Below are 18,049 nucleotides of genomic sequence, written 5' to 3'. Positions count from 1 at the left end.
AACCGTTGGCACCGCGAGCTACAGGTAGGCTACGTCTTCCGGAGCCAGCGCCAACGGGTCGAGGTTCTTCCTGGCCAGCCATGAGTAGACGGGCGGCACCCGGTCCGCCAGCGATTCGATGTGGATGTCCATGAGGCAGGGGCCCTCGTATTCGAAGGCTTCGTCGAGCGCCGTGATCAGCTCATGGGGCGTGGTGACCGTCCAGGCCTTGATGTCGAAAGCCTCGGCGATGGCCTGGCCTCGCGGCGGCAGAAAGTCCACCCCGAAGCACTCATCGTGGCCCTTGAGCCGATGCAGCCCCTTGATCCAACCGAAGCAGCCGTTGTTGAACAGCATCAGCAGTGCGGGCACCTTCTTGCGGACCAGCGTCTCGAGCTCGCCGACGGCCATGTTGAAAGAGCCGTCGCCGAACATCCCGATCGGCCGACGTGTCTTGTCGGCATACCAGGCGCCGACCACCGCGGGAATCGCGGAACCCAGGCCGCCGAATGCGCGCGGAATCACGAACCGCGTGCGGCGGTCGCCGATGCGAAGAAAGCGCGTCATGTACGGCGTGGGCGTGCCGGCATCCGAAAGAATGTGCACGGCCTTGCCGTATTGCGCGAGCCGGTTGTTGAACTCGCGCACGACGCGCTCGGGCCTCAGCGGGACGTCGTTCAGCGAGAGAACGCTTTCGGCATGGTCCCAGAAGTTCGCGCGGTAGGCGTTGAGGTGGTCGACCCAGGGCGTGTGCTTCGAAGCGTCGAAATCGACAGGCGCTTCCTTCAGGATCTGCGTCAGGACCAGCTGCGCATCCGCCGCGATCGAGAGCAGGTTCTCGTAGTTGTTCGCAAGGCGCTCGGGGTTGATGTCGATCTGGACGACGCGCTTGTTGAGGGTCGACTTGGGGAAGGTCCAGCCGACCGTGACGACGGAGCCCATGCGCGAGCCGACGAAGATCACCAGGTCCGATTCCTCGAGAGCGCGGTTGGCATGGGGATGAAAGCCGTTGTCGCCGATGACGCCGATGGCCAGGCGATGGTCGTCGGGCAGAGCGCCCTGGCCGGTGATCGTGTTGACGACGGGCACGTTGAGCTTCGCCGCCACATCGGTGAGGGCGCTGCCGGCACAGGAGCGGTTCACGCCCCCGCCTGCGACGAACAGGGGCTTCGAGGCGTTCTGGAGCAGGGCAAAGAGCTCGCCCACCTTGCCCGGCGCCGGCGCCAGGGGATAGGCAGGAAAGGTCTTGCATTCAGGTTCGGCATGCAGCGAGATCGTGTCGGGGTCGATGTCCGCCAGCAGCATGTCTTCGGGGATTTGCAGGTGCACGGCGCCGGGCGTGCCGGAGCAGGCCACGCGAAACGCGCGGCGAATGATCTCGGGCAGCTTCTCGGATGACTTCACCTGCACCGACATCTTCGTGACGGGCTCGAAGAGCCTGGCGCAGTCGAGTTCGGTGATCATGCCGCGGCCCTCGCCGGGCAACGGGAGGTCGATGGTCAGCAGGATGACCGGAACCGAAGAAGCATTCGATTCCGCGAGCGGTGGCAGAGAGTACATCGCACCGGCGCCCGAGGGACATTCGAAGATGCCGGGCTTGTCGGTCAGCCGCGCATAGGCGTCGGCCATGAAGCCGGCGGAGCGTTCGTCGCGGGCCATGACGTGTTCGATGTCGCCTTGGCGGCGTTGGAGTGCTTCGTAGAAGGGAACGTTGGTGTCGCCGGGAACACCGAAAAGAACGTCGACGCCGTAGTTGATCAACATCTGCACGAGCACGTCTGCACCACGCATGGCAAAACTCCAGTTCGGGATAAAAAGAAAAAGGGAGCCGCCGGGCACCCGCAGGTGCGCTTTCCGGCAGCCGGCTGCGCGAAGCGCTCAGGCTTCGGCCGCCTCTTTGTGCGCGGGGCTCGGCGCGCTCGCGCCAAGGCCCTGGTAGTAGTGGCCCACGCGCGTCGCGAGAAACTCCTCGAGCGGTGCCTGCTCCTGCCCGACGAATCCGGCCCGCGGCAGCTTGCCCTTCAGCAGCAGCTCGAGCACGCCGACCACGCCCGCGGCCGTGGTGAGCTCGATGGCGGTGCGCTCCGTGCCGCGAAGTGTGGCGCCGAAGACGCGGCCCACGCGGGTTTCCTGCTCGAAGCGGCCCTCGCGCAGGCCCGAGGCTGAGGCGAACACGATGACGACGTCCTCGCGGCTATGCGGCACCGCGTGCTCGAGCACCTGGCGCAGCAGGTCGCGGCGCTCGATCAGGCGCAGGTCATGCAGCAGGAAGTTCATCGCATCGCGATGGCCCGGGTACCGGATGGTCTTGTAGTCGAGATTGCGCACCTTGCCGCGCAAGGTCTCGCACAGGGTGCCCAGTCCGCCGGAGGTATTGAAGGCCTCGAAGGCTTCCGCGTCGAGCGTGAAGGTCTCGTGGCCTTCGAGCGGCTGCACCGACACGAGCTGGCCGTTCACGATCGCGTCGCAGGCGTTGCAGTACTCGTTGATGACGCCGTCGATGCTCCAGGTGAAGTTGTAGCGAAGGCTGTTGGTGGCATTGCGCGTCAGCGCGCCGACGCGAAGGCGCAGGTCGTACAGCTCGTCGAAGTCTCCCGCCAGGTGGCCGCCGAGCATCCCGATCACGCCGGGCGCCAGGCCGCTTTGCGGCATCAGCACCGAGGTGGCTTCGCCCGACAGCTGGCGGATGGCGTGGGTAGCGGCCACATCCTCCGTGAGGTCGAAGTAGTGCACGCCCAGCCTGGCCGCCTGCGTGGCGACGCGCGCGGCGAGGAAGAAGGGCAATGCATTGATGACCACGGTATGCGACGCCAGCTCGCTGGCGAGCGCGGTGTCGTCTTCCACGTTCAATGTGATCCGCCGGACCAGCGGATCGCCGGACGGCTTGCCCGCCAGTTGGTCGGCCAGTGTCACGGGCACGCGGTGGTATTCGGCCACCATGTCGGCCACCGTGCTGCCCACCTTCCCTGCGCCCAGAACCAGAACGTTCCTGAGTTGTAGCTGCTTCGACATTTTGTTTCTCCAAGGAGCAATGGCTCCGTGAAGAAAAATGTAAAAGCAATGGCTGGCAGCTGCCAGAGAGCAGAACGTCGAAAGCGTCAGCCGTTTCGCCGCTTCGACCAACTCAGGTGACGATTCGAAGCGCTGCCCCTGTGGATCTTCGAATCAGGAACCCGACGGCGGGCTGTTCATTCGCCTTGGGCCCGGAACGCGGCTTCCCCGGCGTCCGACACCTCGACCCATTTCTTGTCGGGCACGGCTTCCGCGGTGTAGTTGTCGTGCCAGTTCCACCACTTGTAGGTCGGCGTTTGCGGATAGCCCTCGGGTGAATCTTCCCAGACCTCCTGCCGGCCCAGTGGCGTGATGTCGAGGTAGTTCCAGGTGTTCCCCATCTGCTCGTCGCCGCGGTTGTTGGTGAAGTACGTGCGGAACACGCGACTGCCGTCGCGGAAGAACACGTTGGTGCCGTGCCACTCGTCGACGCCGAAGTCGGCGTCGAAACTGTCGGTGAGGGTGAACCACGGGATCTCCCATCCCATGCGCGCCTTGAGCCGTGCGATGTCCGTCTGCGGCGCACGCGAAACGAAGACGAGGGTGGTGTCGCGCGCGTTCAGGTGGGCGACGTGGGCAACCTGGTCAGCCACCATGGAGCAGCCCCGGCAGGCGTGGTCGAGCCAACCGAACACGCCGGGCTCGAAGAAAGCGCGGTAGACGATCAGCTGGCGCCGGCCGTCGAACAGGTCGAGCAGGCTGGCCCTGCCTGCGGGCCCCTCGAATGCATACGCTTTATCCACTGCCATCCAAGGCATTCGCCGGCGCTCGGCGGCCAGCGCATCGCCTGCGCGGGTATGGGCTTTTTCCTTCACAAGCAGTTGTTCGCGGGCCGCTTCCCACGCCTGGGGCGATACGACGGGTGGCGTCTGCATGACGGGCTGGCTGCCTTTGGGGCCGTTCTCGGCTGAGGTACTCATCGCTGAAATCTCCTGGTTGGGCGAATGTCCGCGCCTCATGCCTGAAGCGCGATGCCATCCGCTGCTTGCTCGTCGCTCGTGGTTGAGCCCGGAGAGACAGTTTGGCGTGGCAGATCGAAGTTTGGGAGTAACAAGTGTGGCGGGATTGCAGGGGAGATGCTGGTTGCAATAGCGGTGCGAACGTGGCGCGCCCGCCCTCGCGTGGCGACAATCGGCAGGCTATGAAAACCACCTCCTACGGCGTGCTCATCTTCAACGAGCAAGGCCAGCTTCTGCTGGCGCATGCGACGGGCCAGAAGCACTGGGACATCCCCAAGGGCGGAGGTGAAGCGGGCGAGTCCGCGCGCGAGGCGGCCATCCGCGAAGTCAGGGAAGAGACTGGCATCGCGCTGGCCCCGGATGCGATGGAGGAGCTCGGCCGCATGGCGTACATGGCGCGCAAGGATCTGCACCTGTTCCGGGTTCTCCTGCACACGCGCAACTACGACATCGCGGCCTGCAAGTGCACCAGCTTCTTTCCTCACCACGCCTCGGGCGTGATGACGCCCGAGGTGGATCGGTTCAGATGGGTAGACGTCGCGGACATACCGTCCTTTGCAGCCAAGTCGATGACGGCGCTGCTTCGGAAGCTGCCTGGCTTCGAGGCGATGCGGCCGGAGATATCCGAATGAAGATCGCCGGCCGCGCCGGCACTATCGCAAGCGCCGTTCTGGCGCGCCTGCTGCCTCCCGGCGTCGACCCCGGTGCCGTGCCCTTGCTTGCCGCACGGGGGCTGCGCGCCTTTGGAGACGGCTACATGGCGGTGCTGCTGCCAGCCTACCTGCTGTCGATCGGGCTCGGAACGCTCGAGGTGGGCATCGTCAGCACGGCGACGATGCTGGGCTCCGCGCTCGCCACGCTTGCGGTCGGCGCCTGGGGGTATCGATTCGCGGGCGGGCGGCTGCTTCGCGGCGCGGCGTTGCTGATGGCGGCCACGGGCCTCGGCTTTGCGGGCCTGACGTCGTTCTGGCCGCTGCTGGTCGTCGCGCTGGTCGGCACGCTCAATCCCAGTTCAGGCGACGTCAGCGTGTTTCTGCCGCTCGAGCATGCCCGCCTGGCCGCAGCGGCACAGGGCCATGCGCGCACGGCGCTGTTCGCGCGCTACAGCCTCACGGGTGCGTTGTGTGCAGCCCTGGGTGCGCTGGCGGCCGCCGTGCCGGACTGGCTGGTTCGGCACAGCGAGTTCGCGCGGCTCGACGCGCTGCGCGGGATGTTCGTGGTCTATGCGGCCATCGGACTGGCTGTGTTCTGGCTCTACCGGAACCTGCCAGCACACGCTGGCGCTGGTAGCGCGGACAGCGCGCCTGTCGCACCGGCACCGCTCGGGCCGTCGCGCCGCGTCGTGATGCGGTTGGCGGCGCTTTTCAGCGTCGATTCGTTTGCCGGTGGACTGGCTATCAACGCACTGATGTCTCTGTGGCTGCTGGAGCGATTCGGCTTCTCGCTGACACAGGCCGGCGTGTTCTTCTTCTGGACCGGCCTGCTCGGCGCGGCGTCGCAGCTTGCCGCACCGGTGGTCGCCCAGCGCATCGGCTTGCTCAACACCATGGTCTTCACGCACCTGCCGGCCAACGTCTGCCTGGTCCTGGCGGCGCTGGCGCCGAGCCTGCCGATGGCGCTCGGCCTGCTGATGGTGCGCAGCGCGCTGTCGTCGATGGACGTGCCCACGCGAACGGCCTATGTGATGGCGGTCGTCACGCCCGCGGAGCGCAGCGCTGCGGCGAGCTTCACGGCCGTGCCGCGCAGCCTCGCGGCGGCCATCAGCCCGACGATCAGCGGGGCGCTGTTTGCCGCCGGCTGGATCTCGTTGCCGCTGATCGCCTGCGGGCTGCTCAAGATTTCCTACGACCTCGCACTCTGGCGGGCCATGCGGCGGGACCGGCTCGATGGGGAGTGACCAGCGGCGCGTCTGATCTGCGGCCCCGACCCGACATGGCGGTGGTCACGGCCGTGACTGATGCAACGCCGAAGCTGCGTTACACCCCGTTGGAAGGGCGGACATCCGCGCTTCTTTCAAGGAACCCCGAATGAAATACTACCTGTGCAAGTTCTTGCCTCCGCGCGCCGATTTTCTTGCGACGATGACGCCCGAGGAGGTCGACCTGATGAAGCGTCATGGCGCCTTCCTGAATGATCTGCTCGACAAGGGCATCGTGGTCGCGCACGGACCCGTGGATGATCCGGCGGGAGGGTGGGGCCTGTCGCTCTACCAGGTCGCCGACGAGGTGGACATCAAGGCCTTGGCCTCGCAAGACCCGATGGTGGCAGCTGGCGGTGCACGCTACGACGTTCTTCCGATGCGCCATTTGCGTTCACGCGGCTGATTCTCCTCGTCTGCAATCGCGCCTCGACGGACTTGCAGTGCTTCGCGCAACGGCGTAGAACCATGGTGTTAAAGGTTCGACTTCGCAGCAATTTTGGAATAGGCAAGTCGCTGGTCCAAAGGAGATGAAGCATGTTGGCAGCCGAATGCGCGTGGGCCATCCTGCGCGCCGAGCACGCTCGCACCCGGGAGTTGCTGGCGCGACTTCACACGGTGATGAAGACGGAAGAAGACGAGGCGTGCGTGCGGCGAAGGGCGGCGTCCGCCATCAGGGTCATCGAACGTCTGGAGGCCTTCGAAGAAGCAACGCATCGCCCCAAAGGCGTCGTCATGCTGAACATGCTGCGCGGAAGGTCGGGCGAAGCCGACGAGCTTCTGGGTGAGCTCGACGCGGAAAGCGAACGCTGCAATAGCCTTCTCTCGCAGGCCAAGGTCGTCTTGGAGCTTGTGGAGGCCGGCGACATGAACGCGGCTGCAAAAGCCGAGACCTTGTTGCAACAACACCGGCAGCTCATGTCAGTGCATCTGGACAAGGAGGACACGCTCTTGCATTCGCACACAGCGCTGCTCCTCACGGCGGAAGAATGGGCTGCCGTGGTGTCGTCCATTTCGAAGGAGGTACGCGCCGCGAAGGAGCGTGAACGTCGGCGTCCGCATATGCACGGGCAGGTTTCTGGATTTGCGTCGTGAGAAGTCAGGACGCAAGCACTGCTTCCGATCGGCAGCTCATCACGGCGGAGGGCGCGAAGCCGTCGCCTACGGCGGCCCGATCTGGGCGAAGTCGCTGACCGACTCGAAGTGGTCGGCTGCCCAGGCACGCAGCGATTCGAGCGCCTCGGCTTCCGAGGGTCCGAAGGTCTGGTGGTGCTCCAGCGGCGTGGAGTTGACCTCGTCCGGTGCTTTCGGCGATCGGCGCTGCGGCATCCAGTACAGCGTCGCGGTGTAGCAGACGAGGTCCTGGGCAACCTGGACCAAGCCGGTTTGATGGCCAATCTTCAGTTCGTAGTAGGGCACGGCTGGACCTGCGTGAGTTGGAGTATGTGAGAACTTTAGTACTGTACGCCAGGAATCCGGCCAGAGATCGTTCAATAGGGGAAATCCGTCCTCGGGGACTTCCCGAGCCCTTGGCTGCGTCTAGGGTTGCGGTTTGCCCCCTACGGTTGCAAAATGGAACCTCAACGGAGTTTCTATGAGCCAGGCGGTCAAGATTTCAGACGTGGAAATGAAGGCGCTGCGCGATGCAGCGCGGGTGAACAGCCGGTCGATTTCCGGCCAGGCCGAGCACTGGCTACGCATTGGGCGCGCCATGGAACGCGATCCGCAAGTCGGCTATTCCCGCGTCGAGATGGCTTTGCGTGGCCTCGAGCCGCTGTCGCTCGATTCGCTCGCCGAAGCCGGGCAGGACGACTTCATCCAGGCCATGGCCGATGCACCCGCCACCGCCGTGGAAGAAGACTTCTGGCGCGACCGACGCCGCCGCGGCGTGGGCGTGGGGCTCGATGACAAGGATCAATTGGTGTTCGGCACACCCGCGGTGAAGCGTTGAGCGCCGCGTGAGCCGTCCGACGATGATCATGCTTGCCGGCCCGAATGGCGCCGGCAAGTCCACCTTTTATGAACTCGTCATACGCCCGCGCATCAAGGCGCTGTTTATCAATGCCGATCTGATCCAGCGCGAGGAACTCGGCGATCCGTCGATGGCCGCGGCCTACCGGGCGGCCGCCATTGCGGAGAGCCGCCGCAGGCAGGCGCTGGAGAAGGGCATCAGCTTCGTCTCCGAATCCACGTTCTCTCACGAGTCGAAGCTGGCGCTGATCCGCGATGCCCAGGCCGCTGGGTTCCGGGTCGTGGTCTATCACATCAACGTGCGCCGCGTGGAGCTCTCGGTCAGCCGGGTTGGCCAACGGGTGGACGAGGGCGGACACGATGTCCCCGAAGACAAGATCAGGGAGCGGTTCGAGCGCAATCAGCCGCTGATTCGCGAAGCCGTGCTGCTGGCCGACCATGCCTTCGTGTACGACAACTCCGGGCTCAACATGCCGGCGCGGCGCCTCATCGCCTTCACCAAGGGCCAAGTGATCGCCGCCTCTGAAGACCTGCCGGATTGGGCCAGGGCGCTCTATGGCCCGGAGCTCGGGCTGGCTTGAGGCGCCCCTCGCGTGCGCGTGCGCCCTCGGCCTACGCGGATCTTCGTTGCCGGCTGCGCAGGTTTGGCAAGAATGTGGCCGAAGCTTGCAACACTCCAACCGCCCAACGAAAGGTCTTCCATGAGCGCCAACGAGCCATCTCTGTCCGGACCCATTGCCGATGAACTGACGCCGCTGGAAATTTCCAAGGCGATGCTCGAGAGCGAAGAAGATCCGAACACCGCGCGGCCGCTCACGCCGCTGGGGCAGGCCGCTTCGGGCGTGGCGCCAAGACGCGCCCGTTCGTCGTGGGCGCTTGCCTTGCGCAGCCCTGCGACGGCGTGGTGCGCCATCGCGGGGGTCGGCCTGATCGCAGCGCTGGTCCATGTGGCGCGGGAGCCTCGCCGGTCCCGACGGGCGGGTTGACCGGCCCTGGGGTAGCTCTCGTTCTTGCTCGCCGGTCTCTTCAGGCGCATATTCCCGATTCGGTTGCGGGGCCGGCGGCCGAAAGACTCCCCATTGCATCGGTCGCGCGGGAGAAAGCCATGAGCAAGACCATCGTCCAAACCGCGGAGGCTCCTTCCGCCGTCGGTCCGTACTCCCAGGGTGTGCTTCTCGACGGATGGCTCTGGACGTCGGGGCAGGTCGCGCTCGATCCGGCCACCGGCGCGCTCACGGGCGCGGATGCGGCCGCACAGGCCGACCGCGCGCTCAAGAACATCGAAGCGATTCTGCGGGCCGCAGGCTCGGGCCTCGACCGGGTCGTTCGGGCGACGGTCTACCTCACGAACATGGACGACTTCGCTTCCGTGAACTCGGTCTACGCCCGCTACTTTCCGAGCGCATTTCCCGCGCGGGCCTGCGTCGAGGTGTCGCGCCTGCCCCTGGGTGCCTTGGTGGAAATCGACGTGATTGCCAGGGCGCCTGATTCGCCTCGGTAGAGCAAAACGGCCGGCGCGGCTCAGACCTGGCGATCACAAAGCAGAAGCACCGGCACGCTTCAGGTCGGCGGGCGCGTGTCCATAGGCCCTCGAGAACGCCCTGGAGAACGCGGCCGCGCTGCCAAACCCGGCACGGCGCGCCGTCAGCTTGACAGCCTCACCGGCCTTCAGGTGCCGGCGCGCCAGCGTGAGCCGCCACGCACCCAGGTAGGCCATCGGCGTCATGCCGACGGTCGTGCGGAACGACGACATGAACGCGCTTCTGGACATGGCCGCGCTGGCCGCCAGGTCGTCCACGGTCCATGGATGCGCCGGCATCTCGTGGATCGATACCAAGGCGCGATGCAATGAAGCGTGCGCGAGCCCTGCGAGCAGGCCCGGCTGCTGCGCGCCACTATCGATCGCGCTCCTGAGCACCATCAGCATGAGCACCTCGGCAAGCCGGTTCAAGGCCGCGCTGCGGCCGCAGCGGCCTTCCGCCGCCTCGCTCAGGAATGCCATCGCGGTGGCCTGGAGCGCAACCGACCCTCCCAGTGGCACCGAAATTTCGTCGGGCAAGGCACTCATCAGGGGATTGGCCTCGTTGTCGAAATTGACCTCGGCCACCACACGAACATCGTCCGGCACTTCACTGAAACCGTGCAGCCGAAAGACGACGCGGGCATTGCCTTCGTCCTCGGAACCCGCCAGAAGCAAGGCCGGGCTGCCGGGGCTGCTGGCGTGGGGTGTGGAAACCACCGCAATCCGAAGCTTGAACACCTCGATGAAGGCAGCAAGGCGGTCCATCTTGCCCGGAGTTGTACTTTGGATCATGAAATCTGGACTCTTCATGACCATAAGCATGCGATCTTTCAGGCTCTCACGCAACCACCTTTGAAGGAGCCAGATGCTGACGCCACGCCAACATGCCCCCGAACTCGCCGTCGATACCCTCGCTGGGACGCAATTTCGCCTGTCCGAAGAAGCACCGGAGCGCATGACCTTGGTGTGCTTCTACCGCGGCCTGCACTGCCCGATCTGCGCCACTTACCTCAAGGAACTGGAACGCCTGACGCCGGCCTTTGCCGAGCGCGGGGTCAGCACCATTGCCATCAGCTCGGACACCGAAGAACGCGCCCGTGCCATGGCTGAAAAGATCGGTGCGGCCAAGTTGCGCGTTGGGTTCGGCCTTTCGCTGGCGGACGCCAGGCAGTGGGGGCTGTATGTTTCCGCTTCGCGCGGCAAGACTTCCATCGGCATCGAAGAGCCCGCGCTTTTCTCGGAGCCCGGCTTGTTCCTCATCCGGCCCGACAACACCGTCTATTACCTGTCAGTGCAATCGATGCCCTTTGTGCGGCCCAACTTCGCGGAGATGGTGCAGGCGCTGGATTTCGTCATCAAGAACGACTATCCGGCGCGTGGCGAGCACGTGGGGCCCATCGCGGAGCAATAGGCCCCGGAACGCTCAATACCGGTCGTCGTAGCGGCGGTAATGCTCGCGGCGCTCCCACTCGCGGCGGCGCCACTCGCGGCGCTCGGCGCGGCGTTCCTCCCAGCTCGGCCCTGGCTCGTAGTAGACCGGCGCTGGCGCAACATAGGCGGGTGCCGGCTGGTAGCGCACTGGCGGGGCTGGCTGGTAGTAGACAGGGGGCGGCGGCGAATAAGCGGGCGCGGGTTCGTAGTAGACCGGCGCCGGCTCGCTGCTCACCACCACACCCGGCACGGACACGCCCACCGACCAGCTCGTGCCCGCGGTGGCCGAGGCCACTCCGAAGAGAGCGCCGGCGGCCAACGCGCCAGAGAGGGCCAGCTTGAGGCCAGTTCGAGTCAAAATCATTTCATCTCCTGAAAGTTCCGGGAACAATCCCGATGGTCTTCCAACGCATGGCGTCGCGGGACCGCGCACATCGCGACCGTGAAGAAGGTTCCAAGATGTCACGAGAAAACAGACGGGCCGCCCGGACTTTGGGGGTCGAATGCGTCCGCCAAGGGGAAAAAAGATGACAGCTCAACGTCCGGCAACGATCGATGACTACATCCGCGCAGCGCCGCGAGAGGGCCAGCCGCATTTGCGCCGGCTGTACGCGCTCCTCAAAAGCGTTGCGCCGGACGCCGAAGAAGCGATCAAGTGGGGAACCCCATTCTTCGTGGAGCCCCGCTTTCTTTTCGCGTTTTCAGCGCACAAGGCGCATCTCAATTTCACGCCGACGGCGGCCGGGCTGGAGCCTTTCAGCAAGGAACTGGAAGCGCACAAGACCACCAAGGGCATGCTGCAGGTTCCCTACGGCAAGCCGCTGCCCGAAGAGCTCATCCGCAAGATTGCCGAGCAGCGCGTGCGCGCGGTGCGTGAACGCGAAGACGATGCCTTCTGGTGACGCAGTGCATCCGCGGCTTCAGCTCAGGTCTTCGCCTTCGTTGCAGTTTTTTTCGACGCCTTGCCCGCCGTGTTGTGGGCGATTGCCTCGCGCACGAGCGCCTTGAAGGCCGGCCCGTCGACCTTTTCGCCTTCGTGGATGTCGATGGCGCGGCGCATGTTGCCGTCGAGGCTCGCGTTGAAAAGGCCGGCCGGATCCTCCAGGGACGCGCCCTTGGCGAAGGTAAGCTTCACCTTGTCCTTGTAGGATTCGCCGGTGCAAATGATGCCGTCGTGCGACCACACCGGCGTGCCCATCCACTTCCATTCCTCGACGACTTCGGGGTCCGCGTCCTGGATGAGCTTGCGCATTCTGCCGAGGGCTTCGCCGCGCCAGTCCGCCAGGTCGGCGATTCTTTGGGAGATGAGTTCCGATGCCGGCAGGCTTGGGCTCGCATCCGATTTTTTCATGTTCTGATCCTGGAAGTTCTGCGGCCCGACTTCGACGTCGAAGATCCGCTGGCCGACTGAATCTGCGGAATTTAACCGACCCCACATGACACGCTTTCTTCATTCCGCCGACTGGCAGATCGGCCGCCAGTTCGCAACCTTCGATCCCGAGCACGCGCCGATCCTGGCCGAGGCGCGCATCACGGTGGTCGAGCGGCTCGCGGCGCTGGCCACCGAGCATCGGGTGGACGCCGTGCTCGTCGCCGGCGACGTCTTCGACGTGCAGACCGTTTCGGAGCGCACGCTACGCCGTCTGTTCAATGCGCTGTCGGACTATGCGGGGCCTTGGCTCATGATTCCCGGCAACCACGACGCTGCCCTTGCGGAAAGCGTGTGGACGCGCGCGCAGCGGCTTCGCGTGGCGCCGCCCAACGTCCACGCGCTGCTGGTGCCCGAAGTGCGCGTGTTCCAGGCGCAGGGTTTTGCCGTGCTGCCCGCGCCGCTCGCGCAGCGCCACACCTACAACGACCTCACGGCCTGGTTCGACGCGGCCGAAACGCCCGCGGGCATGCTGCGCATCGGCCTGGCGCACGGCAGCGTGCAGGGCCTGCTCGCGGAAGACATCGACTCGGCGAACCCCATCGCGCCCGACCGCGCGTCGACCGCGCGGCTCGACTACCTCGCGCTCGGCGACTGGCACGGCTGCAAGCGCGTCGACGCGCGCACCTGGTACGCGGGTACGCCGGAGCCGGACCGCTTCAAGGACAACGGATCGGGCCAGGCGCTGCTGGTGGACATTGCCGCGCCGGGCGCCGAGCCGCAGGTGACTCCGCTTGCGGTCGCCAATTTTCGCTGGCAATCCATCGCCTCGGCACTGCAGGTTGCCAGCGATGGCCACGCGTTGATCGCGCAACTCGACCGGTTGGGTTCGCACGACGTGGCCGAGCTGCACGTGCAGGGCCAGGTCGACGTTGACGGGCTGCAGCGCCTGCAGGCAGCCATCGGCCGCGCCGAGGCCCGGGCCCGCCATCTCCAGATCGATCTGTCGGCGCTGCGGCTCGTGCCCACCGACGAAGACATTGCCGGCCTGCAGGCCGACGGCTACCTGGGCGAGGTGGTGCAGGAACTGCGCGATGCGCAGGCCAGCCCCGATTCACCGGAGGCGCGCGTGGCGCAGGATGCACTGGCGCTGCTGGCGGCCGAGCTCGCGCAGCGATCGCCGGTGGCATCGGCCATGGCCTCGAAGGAGGGCGCTTAAGCCATGAAGCTGCAGATCACCCGCCTGCGCGTCGAGCAGCTGCGTCGCTTTCGCTCACCGCTCGAACTCGGCGGCTTCGAGCCCGGGCTCAACATCCTGGCGGCGCCCAACGAGGCCGGCAAGAGCACGCTGGTGCGCGCCATCCGCGCGGCCTTTTTCGAGCGCCACCGTTCCACGGCCGTGGAAGACCTGCGGCCCTGGGGCGAGGGCAGCGGCGCGGCGCCGCTGGTCGAACTCGATTTCCTGATCGACGGCCAGGGCCACCGGCTGGTGAAGAGCTTTCTCGGCAAGAAGCGCTGCACCCTGGCCGCCGGTGCGCGTTCGTTCGACGGCACCGATGCCGAGGACCACCTGGCCCAGCTGTTCGGCTTCTCCTTCGCCGGCAAGGGTGCGAGCAAGCCGGAGAACTGGGGCATCCCGGGCTTGCTGTGGGTGGAACAGGGGCGCGGGCAGGATCTGGACGTCAGCCATGCGCGCGATCATCTGCATGACGCCCTTCGTGACCCGGCCGGCGATTCGGCGGTGGCGCTGGCTGCGAGCGGTGGCGACGCGATTCTCGACAGCCTGCGCGCGCAGCGCGACGAACTCCTGACCTCGACCGGCAAGCCACGCGCCGCCCATGCCGAGGCCATTGCGCACGTGGCCACGCTGGAGGCGGAACTCGGCGCGATCGACGCGCAGGTCGCCGCCTACCGCCAGCAGGTCGACCAGCTCGCGCAAATGCGCCAGCAGCATCAGGCCGACGAGATGGCGCGGCCCTGGGAAGCGCTGCGCGAGCAGTTGCTGGCCGCGCAGCACCGCAACGACGCACTGCAGGCGGGCCAGGAGCAGTTGCGCAACGACCGCGCGCGCCTGCGCCAGCTGCACGAAACCCGGGAGCTGCTCGCCAAGGAACTGGCCGGGCTCGCGCAGCAGCAGACCGAAGCGCAAACGCGCGAGCGTGCCTGCAAAGAGACCGCGAAGCAGTTGCAGGACAGCGACGCCGCCGTGGCCCATGCGCGCCAAAGCGCAGCGGAAACCCAACGCCGCGTCGACAGCGCCCGCGACGCTTGGCGCGCGGCGAGCCAGGAGGCCCAGCGCCGCAATCTGCAGCAGTTGCTGCAGCAGGCGCAGGCGGATGCGGCGCGCAGTGCCGACAGCCTGGCGCACGCGGAGGAGGCCCACGCGCGGCTCGCGGCCCTGCAGGCCACCGCCGCGGCGGCGCCGAAGATCCGCGCCGCCGACGTCGAGCAGTTGCAAAAGCTCGAGCGTGCCGAGCACGATGCCGATCTGCGCCGGCAGGCCGTGGCCACGCGGTTGCAGTTCGTGCTGCCGGAAGGCCAGGCCCTCGAACTGCAGGCACGCGACGGGGGCCACGACCTGCGCGGGCAGGGCGAACGACTCATCGACGCACCCGCCACGCTGCACCTGCCGGGCGGCGGCCGGCTGGTCATCACGCCGGGCGGCGACGACCTCGTGGCGCTTGCGCGAGCGCACGCCGATGCACGCGATGCCATGCGCGCGGCGCTGCGGGCCTCTGGCGTCGACGACATCGCGCAGGCCCGGTCGCGGCTCGGCGCCTCGGCCGATCTCGATGCGCAGACCAAGCTCGCGCAGCAGGCGCTCGGCATCGTCGCGCCGCGCGGACTGGAGGTGCTGCGCGGCGAACTCGCACAGGCGCAATCGCGCATCGCCACCGCGCAAGCGGCCTGCGAACGCCTGCCCGCGGCGGCGGCCGAACCCACCCTGTCGATCGAGGAAGCCGAGGCCGCGCAGCAAGCCGCGGTGGCGGCCGAGCAGGCGGCGCAGAAATCCCTGGCCGATGCACAGCGCCGGCAATCGGCGGCGCAGGAGGCGAGCGCGGCTGCCCGGCGCGAATTCGCGGCAGCGCAGGCGGCGCTCGCGGACCCGGGCCGGCAGCAGCGCCATGCCCAGGCCAGCCAGCAATGGCTGGCCGCGGGCGCCGAGGCCGAGGCGCTGACCGCCCGCATCGACCAGACGAGCGCCGACGTGCAGGCCGCGCGGCCCGACATCGTGCTGCAGGATATCGACCGGCTGCAGCGCAGCATCGAGCAGGTCACGCGCGGCCATCAGCTGCGCCGCGAGCAACTGCTGCTGCTGGAAAACACGCTGCAGCAGGCCGGCGCACAGGGCCTGGAGGAACAGCGGGAGGCCGTGGCCGGACAGCTCGCGCAGGCACGGCGCCGGCATGCCGAGCTGCAGCGCCGCGCCGATGCGCTCGCGCTGCTGTGCCACAAGCTCGAGCAAAAGCGCCAGGCCACGCTGACCCGGCTGCAGGCGCCATTGCAAACGCGCATGCAGCACTACCTGCCTCTGCTGATGCCCGGGGCGACCGTGCAGATGGACGCGGGGCTCGCGCCCGCCACGCTGACCCGTCTCGACGCCGGCGGCGCCGCCGAGAGCGGCCAGTTGCAGGAGCTGAGCTTCGGCGCGCGCGAGCAACTGCGGCTTATCAGCCGCTTCGCTTATGCCGACTTGCTGCAGGAGGCGGGCCGTCCGACGCTGCTGATCCTCGACGACGCGCTGGTCCACAGCGACGCTCCCCGGCTGGCGCAGATGAAGCGCGCGCTGTTCGATGCCGCGCAGCGGCACCAGGTGCTGCTGTTCACCTGCCATCCGGACCACTGGCGCGACATGGGGGTTGCGCTGCGGCCGCTGGGCTGAAGGGCCCCTGGCAGGCGGCGGCAGCCCGGCGACCGGCGTCTTGCACACACGCCGACACATATCCGGCGAAACGCGCCTCTTTCCGCGAGCCTTGAAAAGTGGCATGTTGTTCCCTCGTTCCGAGGAGCACCCGATGGCCACTGCCCGTTCTATTGCTTCGCTGTCGCTGGGCTTCGGCCTGGTTTCGATTCCGGTCCGGCTCTACTCGGCCACCGAAGGGTCGGCGACGGTGCATTTCAACCTGCTGTCCAAGGAGGGCGAGCGGGTCAAGCAGCAGTACGTTTCCGCCACCGACCCCCAGAAGGTGGTTCCGCGCGCCGAGATGGTCAAGGGCTATGAATTCGAGAAAGACCGCTTCGTGATCTTCAAGCCCGAGGAGCTCAAGGCGCTGGAGGAGGGCGGTAGCCACCTGATCGACATCGTCGCCTTCATCCCGGCGGATGCGGTGGACCCGATCTACTACGACAAGCCCTACTACCTTGCGCCCGACAAGCGCGGCGGCAAGCCGTACAACCTGCTGAAGAAGGCCATGCTCGAGAGCGGCCGCTGCGCGCTCGCCAAATGGGCCTGGAAGTCGAAGCAGTACGTGGTGCAGGTGCGCGCGAAGGAGGAGGGGCTGATCCTGCAGCAGCTTCTGTATGCGGACGAGGTGCGGTCGCTGGAGGACCTGGACATCGAGCAACTGGAGCCGAGCGCCTCGGAGCTCAAGCTCGCGCTGCAGCTCATCGACCAGATCTCGCAGGAAAGCTACGAGCCGGCGATGTTCGAGGACGAGGAAAAGAAGCGCATCCTCGCCGCCATCGACGCGAAGATCGCCGGTGAAGAGATCGTGGCCGCGGAGCATCCGGAGGACGCGGCCTCTGGCCAGGTAATCGACCTTGCCGAGATGCTCAAGGCCAGTCTGGTGCGCAATGCGACGTCGGGTCCGCAGGTGCGCCCGGCTGCGGCAAAGCGCAGTGCCAGTCCGCCGGCGGTGGCGCCCTTGCGCAGTGTCTCGAGCAAGGCCAAGCGCGCGCCCAAGGTTGCTGAAAAAGCTGCTGCTCCGGCCCCGTCACGCGCGCGCATGAAGAAGTGAAAGCCTCGAACGGGTTCTCGTCGCCCTACACCCTGCGCGGCGTGGTCCAGCTGCTGGGCCTCTCGCGGCATGCTGTGAGCAAGCTCATCGAGCTTGGCTTCGTCGCGCCGGTCAAGACGCCGGCCGGAACCTGGCAGTTCTCGTTCCAGGATGTGGTTCTCTTGCGCTCCGCCCACGAGCTGCGCGCGGCGCGCATCCCGACGCGGCAGATACTCCGATCCTTGCGGCAGTTGAGGTCCACGCTGCCCGCGGAGATGCCGCTCGCTGGCATCCGCATCAAGGCAGAGGGCGACCGCGTGACCGTGCGCTCGCCCCATGCGCACTGGGAGCCGGACACCGGCCAGCTGCTGCTGGACCTGAGTGTGGAACCCGGCAAGGGCTCCGTGAGTTTGCTGTTCTCCCAGCAGGGCCGGGCTTCAAGCGCCGCCGACCTCGACGCGCTCTTCGAACAAGCCGAGGCGCTGGAGGCCACCGCGCCCCAGGCGGCGGAAGCCACCTACCGGCAGATTCTGAAAGAGGAGCCCGGTTATGCCCATGCCTACCTCAACCTGGGCTTCATGCTCTGCGAAGCGAACCGGTGCGACGAGGCCGCAGACCTGTACGACCTGGGCGTGCGGCACTGCGGCGACGATCCACTGATGCACTACAACCACGCGGTGGCGCTGGAGGGGGCCGGGCGCATCCAGGACGCGTTGGCCAGCTACGAAAAGGCCCTGCAACTGCAGCCCGACCTGGCCGATGCCCACCAGAATGCCGCGTTGCTGTACGCCGAGCTGGGTCAAAAGCAGCTCGCAATCCGGCATTTCAGCGCCTTCAGGCGTCTTCAGGGGAAGACGTAGGACGCAGGTGGCTTCCTCCTACGCCGAATGCGGCCGCTTCGCGCTAGGGTCC

Annotated in this window: 21 protein-coding genes; 14 read left to right on the top strand and 7 right to left on the bottom strand. The window is 66.7% G+C overall.

Features of this window, described 5'->3' with window-relative positions:
• Nucleotides 1-18 precede the first annotated feature (18 nt).
• The 3 genes from BLR24_RS04010 to BLR24_RS04000 all read right to left on the bottom strand — a co-directional run bounded on the left by BLR24_RS04010 (nt 19) and on the right by BLR24_RS04000 (nt 3,950).
• The gene (locus BLR24_RS04010) at nt 19-1,770 is read right to left on the bottom strand and encodes a thiamine pyrophosphate-binding protein (RefSeq protein WP_093013083.1); all 1,752 of its coding nucleotides are present in this window, start codon (nt 1,768-1,770) and stop codon (nt 19-21) included.
• Between the two features lie 87 nt (nt 1,771-1,857).
• Nucleotides 1,858-2,991: a saccharopine dehydrogenase family protein gene (locus tag BLR24_RS04005; RefSeq protein WP_093013080.1), complete on the bottom strand. Its 1,134-nt coding sequence runs from the start codon at nt 2,989-2,991 to the stop codon at nt 1,858-1,860.
• A 176-nt stretch (nt 2,992-3,167) separates the two neighbouring features.
• Nucleotides 3,168-3,950 (bottom strand): DUF899 domain-containing protein, encoded by a 783-nt coding sequence (locus BLR24_RS04000; RefSeq protein WP_175543176.1) that lies wholly within the window; start codon nt 3,948-3,950, stop codon nt 3,168-3,170.
• A 221-nt stretch (nt 3,951-4,171) separates the two neighbouring features.
• On the opposite strand from BLR24_RS04000, the gene BLR24_RS03995 reads away from it, so the two are divergent.
• The 4 genes from BLR24_RS03995 (at nt 4,172) to BLR24_RS03980 (ending at nt 7,002) form a co-directional block, all read left to right on the top strand.
• Complete coding sequence (locus BLR24_RS03995) at nt 4,172-4,621, top strand: NUDIX hydrolase (protein ID WP_093013077.1); 450 nt, start codon at nt 4,172-4,174, stop codon at nt 4,619-4,621.
• Nucleotides 4,618-5,886 carry an MFS transporter gene (locus tag BLR24_RS03990; protein WP_093013074.1) on the top strand — a complete coding sequence of 423 codons (1,269 nt, stop codon included), beginning with the start codon at nt 4,618-4,620 and terminating at the stop codon, nt 5,884-5,886. The genes BLR24_RS03995 and BLR24_RS03990 overlap by 4 nt, the downstream gene beginning before the upstream one ends.
• 130 nt (nt 5,887-6,016) lie before the next feature.
• The gene (locus BLR24_RS03985) at nt 6,017-6,313 is read left to right on the top strand and encodes a YciI family protein (protein WP_093013071.1); all 297 of its coding nucleotides are present in this window, start codon (nt 6,017-6,019) and stop codon (nt 6,311-6,313) included.
• Between the two features lie 131 nt (nt 6,314-6,444).
• A complete protein-coding gene (locus BLR24_RS03980) occupies nt 6,445-7,002 on the top strand; it encodes a hemerythrin domain-containing protein (RefSeq protein WP_093013068.1) in 558 nt (185 codons plus the stop codon).
• A 66-nt stretch (nt 7,003-7,068) separates the two neighbouring features.
• Here the strand turns inward: BLR24_RS03980 and BLR24_RS03975 are convergent, their stop codons facing one another.
• The gene (locus BLR24_RS03975; protein WP_093013065.1) at nt 7,069-7,326 is read right to left on the bottom strand and encodes a hypothetical protein; all 258 of its coding nucleotides are present in this window, start codon (nt 7,324-7,326) and stop codon (nt 7,069-7,071) included.
• 175 nt (nt 7,327-7,501) lie between these two features.
• On the opposite strand from BLR24_RS03975, the gene BLR24_RS03970 reads away from it, so the two are divergent.
• The 4 genes from BLR24_RS03970 to BLR24_RS03955 all read left to right on the top strand — a co-directional run bounded on the left by BLR24_RS03970 (nt 7,502) and on the right by BLR24_RS03955 (nt 9,379).
• Nucleotides 7,502-7,858 carry a TA system antitoxin ParD family protein gene (locus BLR24_RS03970; protein ID WP_093013062.1) on the top strand — a complete coding sequence of 119 codons (357 nt, stop codon included), beginning with the start codon at nt 7,502-7,504 and terminating at the stop codon, nt 7,856-7,858.
• A 7-nt stretch (nt 7,859-7,865) separates the two neighbouring features.
• The gene (locus BLR24_RS03965) at nt 7,866-8,459 is read left to right on the top strand and encodes an ATPase (RefSeq protein ID WP_302848484.1); all 594 of its coding nucleotides are present in this window, start codon (nt 7,866-7,868) and stop codon (nt 8,457-8,459) included.
• A gap of 120 nt (nt 8,460-8,579) precedes the next feature.
• Nucleotides 8,580-8,864, top strand: a complete 285-nt coding sequence (locus tag BLR24_RS03960) for a hypothetical protein (RefSeq protein ID WP_093013056.1) — start codon at nt 8,580-8,582, stop codon at nt 8,862-8,864.
• A 119-nt stretch (nt 8,865-8,983) separates the two neighbouring features.
• Nucleotides 8,984-9,379, top strand: coding sequence for a Rid family detoxifying hydrolase (locus tag BLR24_RS03955; protein ID WP_093013053.1), 396 nt, complete (start codon nt 8,984-8,986; stop codon nt 9,377-9,379).
• Nucleotides 9,380-9,412: 33 nt separating this feature from the next.
• Here the strand turns inward: BLR24_RS03955 and BLR24_RS03950 are convergent, their stop codons facing one another.
• Nucleotides 9,413-10,192 carry a helix-turn-helix domain-containing protein gene (locus BLR24_RS03950; protein WP_175543175.1) on the bottom strand — a complete coding sequence of 260 codons (780 nt, stop codon included), beginning with the start codon at nt 10,190-10,192 and terminating at the stop codon, nt 9,413-9,415.
• Between the two features lie 73 nt (nt 10,193-10,265).
• Between BLR24_RS03950 and BLR24_RS03945 the strand changes: the two genes are divergently transcribed.
• A complete protein-coding gene (locus BLR24_RS03945; RefSeq protein WP_093013047.1) occupies nt 10,266-10,811 on the top strand; it encodes a peroxiredoxin-like family protein in 546 nt (181 codons plus the stop codon).
• A gap of 12 nt (nt 10,812-10,823) precedes the next feature.
• Here BLR24_RS03945 and BLR24_RS03940 read toward each other — a convergent pair whose 3' ends face one another.
• Nucleotides 10,824-11,195: a hypothetical protein gene (locus tag BLR24_RS03940; RefSeq protein WP_093013044.1), complete on the bottom strand. Its 372-nt coding sequence runs from the start codon at nt 11,193-11,195 to the stop codon at nt 10,824-10,826.
• Between the two features lie 163 nt (nt 11,196-11,358).
• Between BLR24_RS03940 and BLR24_RS03935 the strand changes: the two genes are divergently transcribed.
• Nucleotides 11,359-11,733: an iron chaperone gene (locus BLR24_RS03935; RefSeq protein ID WP_175543174.1), complete on the top strand. Its 375-nt coding sequence runs from the start codon at nt 11,359-11,361 to the stop codon at nt 11,731-11,733.
• A gap of 23 nt (nt 11,734-11,756) precedes the next feature.
• On the opposite strand, the gene BLR24_RS03930 is transcribed toward BLR24_RS03935, so the two are convergent.
• Nucleotides 11,757-12,182, bottom strand: a complete 426-nt coding sequence (locus tag BLR24_RS03930) for a DUF1801 domain-containing protein (RefSeq protein WP_093013038.1) — start codon at nt 12,180-12,182, stop codon at nt 11,757-11,759.
• A gap of 85 nt (nt 12,183-12,267) precedes the next feature.
• Between BLR24_RS03930 and BLR24_RS03925 the strand changes: the two genes are divergently transcribed.
• The 4 genes from BLR24_RS03925 to BLR24_RS03910 all read left to right on the top strand — a co-directional run bounded on the left by BLR24_RS03925 (nt 12,268) and on the right by BLR24_RS03910 (nt 17,997).
• A complete protein-coding gene (locus BLR24_RS03925; protein ID WP_093013035.1) occupies nt 12,268-13,419 on the top strand; it encodes a metallophosphoesterase family protein in 1,152 nt (383 codons plus the stop codon).
• A gap of 3 nt (nt 13,420-13,422) precedes the next feature.
• Nucleotides 13,423-16,083: an AAA family ATPase gene (locus BLR24_RS03920; RefSeq protein ID WP_093013031.1), complete on the top strand. Its 2,661-nt coding sequence runs from the start codon at nt 13,423-13,425 to the stop codon at nt 16,081-16,083.
• A gap of 133 nt (nt 16,084-16,216) precedes the next feature.
• Nucleotides 16,217-17,158, top strand: coding sequence for a non-homologous end joining protein Ku (locus tag BLR24_RS03915; RefSeq protein WP_093013028.1), 942 nt, complete (start codon nt 16,217-16,219; stop codon nt 17,156-17,158).
• Nucleotides 17,155-17,997: a tetratricopeptide repeat protein gene (locus BLR24_RS03910; protein ID WP_093013025.1), complete on the top strand. Its 843-nt coding sequence runs from the start codon at nt 17,155-17,157 to the stop codon at nt 17,995-17,997. Before BLR24_RS03915 ends, BLR24_RS03910 begins: the two co-directional genes overlap by 4 nt.
• Nucleotides 17,998-18,049: the final 52 nt, after the last annotated feature.

The organism is Variovorax sp. OV700 (genome assembly GCF_900099805.1).
GTDB lineage: Bacteria > Pseudomonadota > Gammaproteobacteria > Burkholderiales > Burkholderiaceae_C > Variovorax.
The sequence above is the reverse complement of the archived record's forward strand: the minus strand, read 5'-3'. Positions and strand labels throughout refer to the sequence as shown.

Excerpts from the sequence above, each read along its gene's own strand:
- BLR24_RS04000 (WP_175543176.1), bottom strand. The coding sequence starts at position 3,950 with ATGAGTACCTCAGCCGAGAACGGCCCCAAAGGCAGCCAGCCCGTCATG.
- BLR24_RS03940 (WP_093013044.1), bottom strand. The coding sequence starts at position 11,195 with ATGATTTTGACTCGAACTGGCCTCAAGCTGGCCCTCTCTGGCGCGTTG.
- BLR24_RS03950 (WP_175543175.1), bottom strand. The coding sequence starts at position 10,192 with ATGATCCAAAGTACAACTCCGGGCAAGATGGACCGCCTTGCTGCCTTC.
- BLR24_RS03955 (WP_093013053.1), top strand. The coding sequence starts at position 8,984 with ATGAGCAAGACCATCGTCCAAACCGCGGAGGCTCCTTCCGCCGTCGGT.
- BLR24_RS03920 (WP_093013031.1), top strand. The coding sequence starts at position 13,423 with ATGAAGCTGCAGATCACCCGCCTGCGCGTCGAGCAGCTGCGTCGCTTT.
- BLR24_RS04010 (WP_093013083.1), bottom strand. The coding sequence starts at position 1,770 with ATGCGTGGTGCAGACGTGCTCGTGCAGATGTTGATCAACTACGGCGTC.
- BLR24_RS03960 (WP_093013056.1), top strand. The coding sequence starts at position 8,580 with ATGAGCGCCAACGAGCCATCTCTGTCCGGACCCATTGCCGATGAACTG.
- BLR24_RS03980 (WP_093013068.1), top strand. The coding sequence starts at position 6,445 with ATGTTGGCAGCCGAATGCGCGTGGGCCATCCTGCGCGCCGAGCACGCT.
- BLR24_RS03970 (WP_093013062.1), top strand. The coding sequence starts at position 7,502 with ATGAGCCAGGCGGTCAAGATTTCAGACGTGGAAATGAAGGCGCTGCGC.
- BLR24_RS03995 (WP_093013077.1), top strand. The coding sequence starts at position 4,172 with ATGAAAACCACCTCCTACGGCGTGCTCATCTTCAACGAGCAAGGCCAG.
- BLR24_RS03935 (WP_175543174.1), top strand. The coding sequence starts at position 11,359 with ATGACAGCTCAACGTCCGGCAACGATCGATGACTACATCCGCGCAGCG.
- BLR24_RS03925 (WP_093013035.1), top strand. The coding sequence starts at position 12,268 with ATGACACGCTTTCTTCATTCCGCCGACTGGCAGATCGGCCGCCAGTTC.
- BLR24_RS04005 (WP_093013080.1), bottom strand. The coding sequence starts at position 2,991 with ATGTCGAAGCAGCTACAACTCAGGAACGTTCTGGTTCTGGGCGCAGGG.
- BLR24_RS03990 (WP_093013074.1), top strand. The coding sequence starts at position 4,618 with ATGAAGATCGCCGGCCGCGCCGGCACTATCGCAAGCGCCGTTCTGGCG.
- BLR24_RS03985 (WP_093013071.1), top strand. The coding sequence starts at position 6,017 with ATGAAATACTACCTGTGCAAGTTCTTGCCTCCGCGCGCCGATTTTCTT.
- BLR24_RS03945 (WP_093013047.1), top strand. The coding sequence starts at position 10,266 with ATGCTGACGCCACGCCAACATGCCCCCGAACTCGCCGTCGATACCCTC.
- BLR24_RS03930 (WP_093013038.1), bottom strand. The coding sequence starts at position 12,182 with ATGAAAAAATCGGATGCGAGCCCAAGCCTGCCGGCATCGGAACTCATC.
- BLR24_RS03915 (WP_093013028.1), top strand. The coding sequence starts at position 16,217 with ATGGCCACTGCCCGTTCTATTGCTTCGCTGTCGCTGGGCTTCGGCCTG.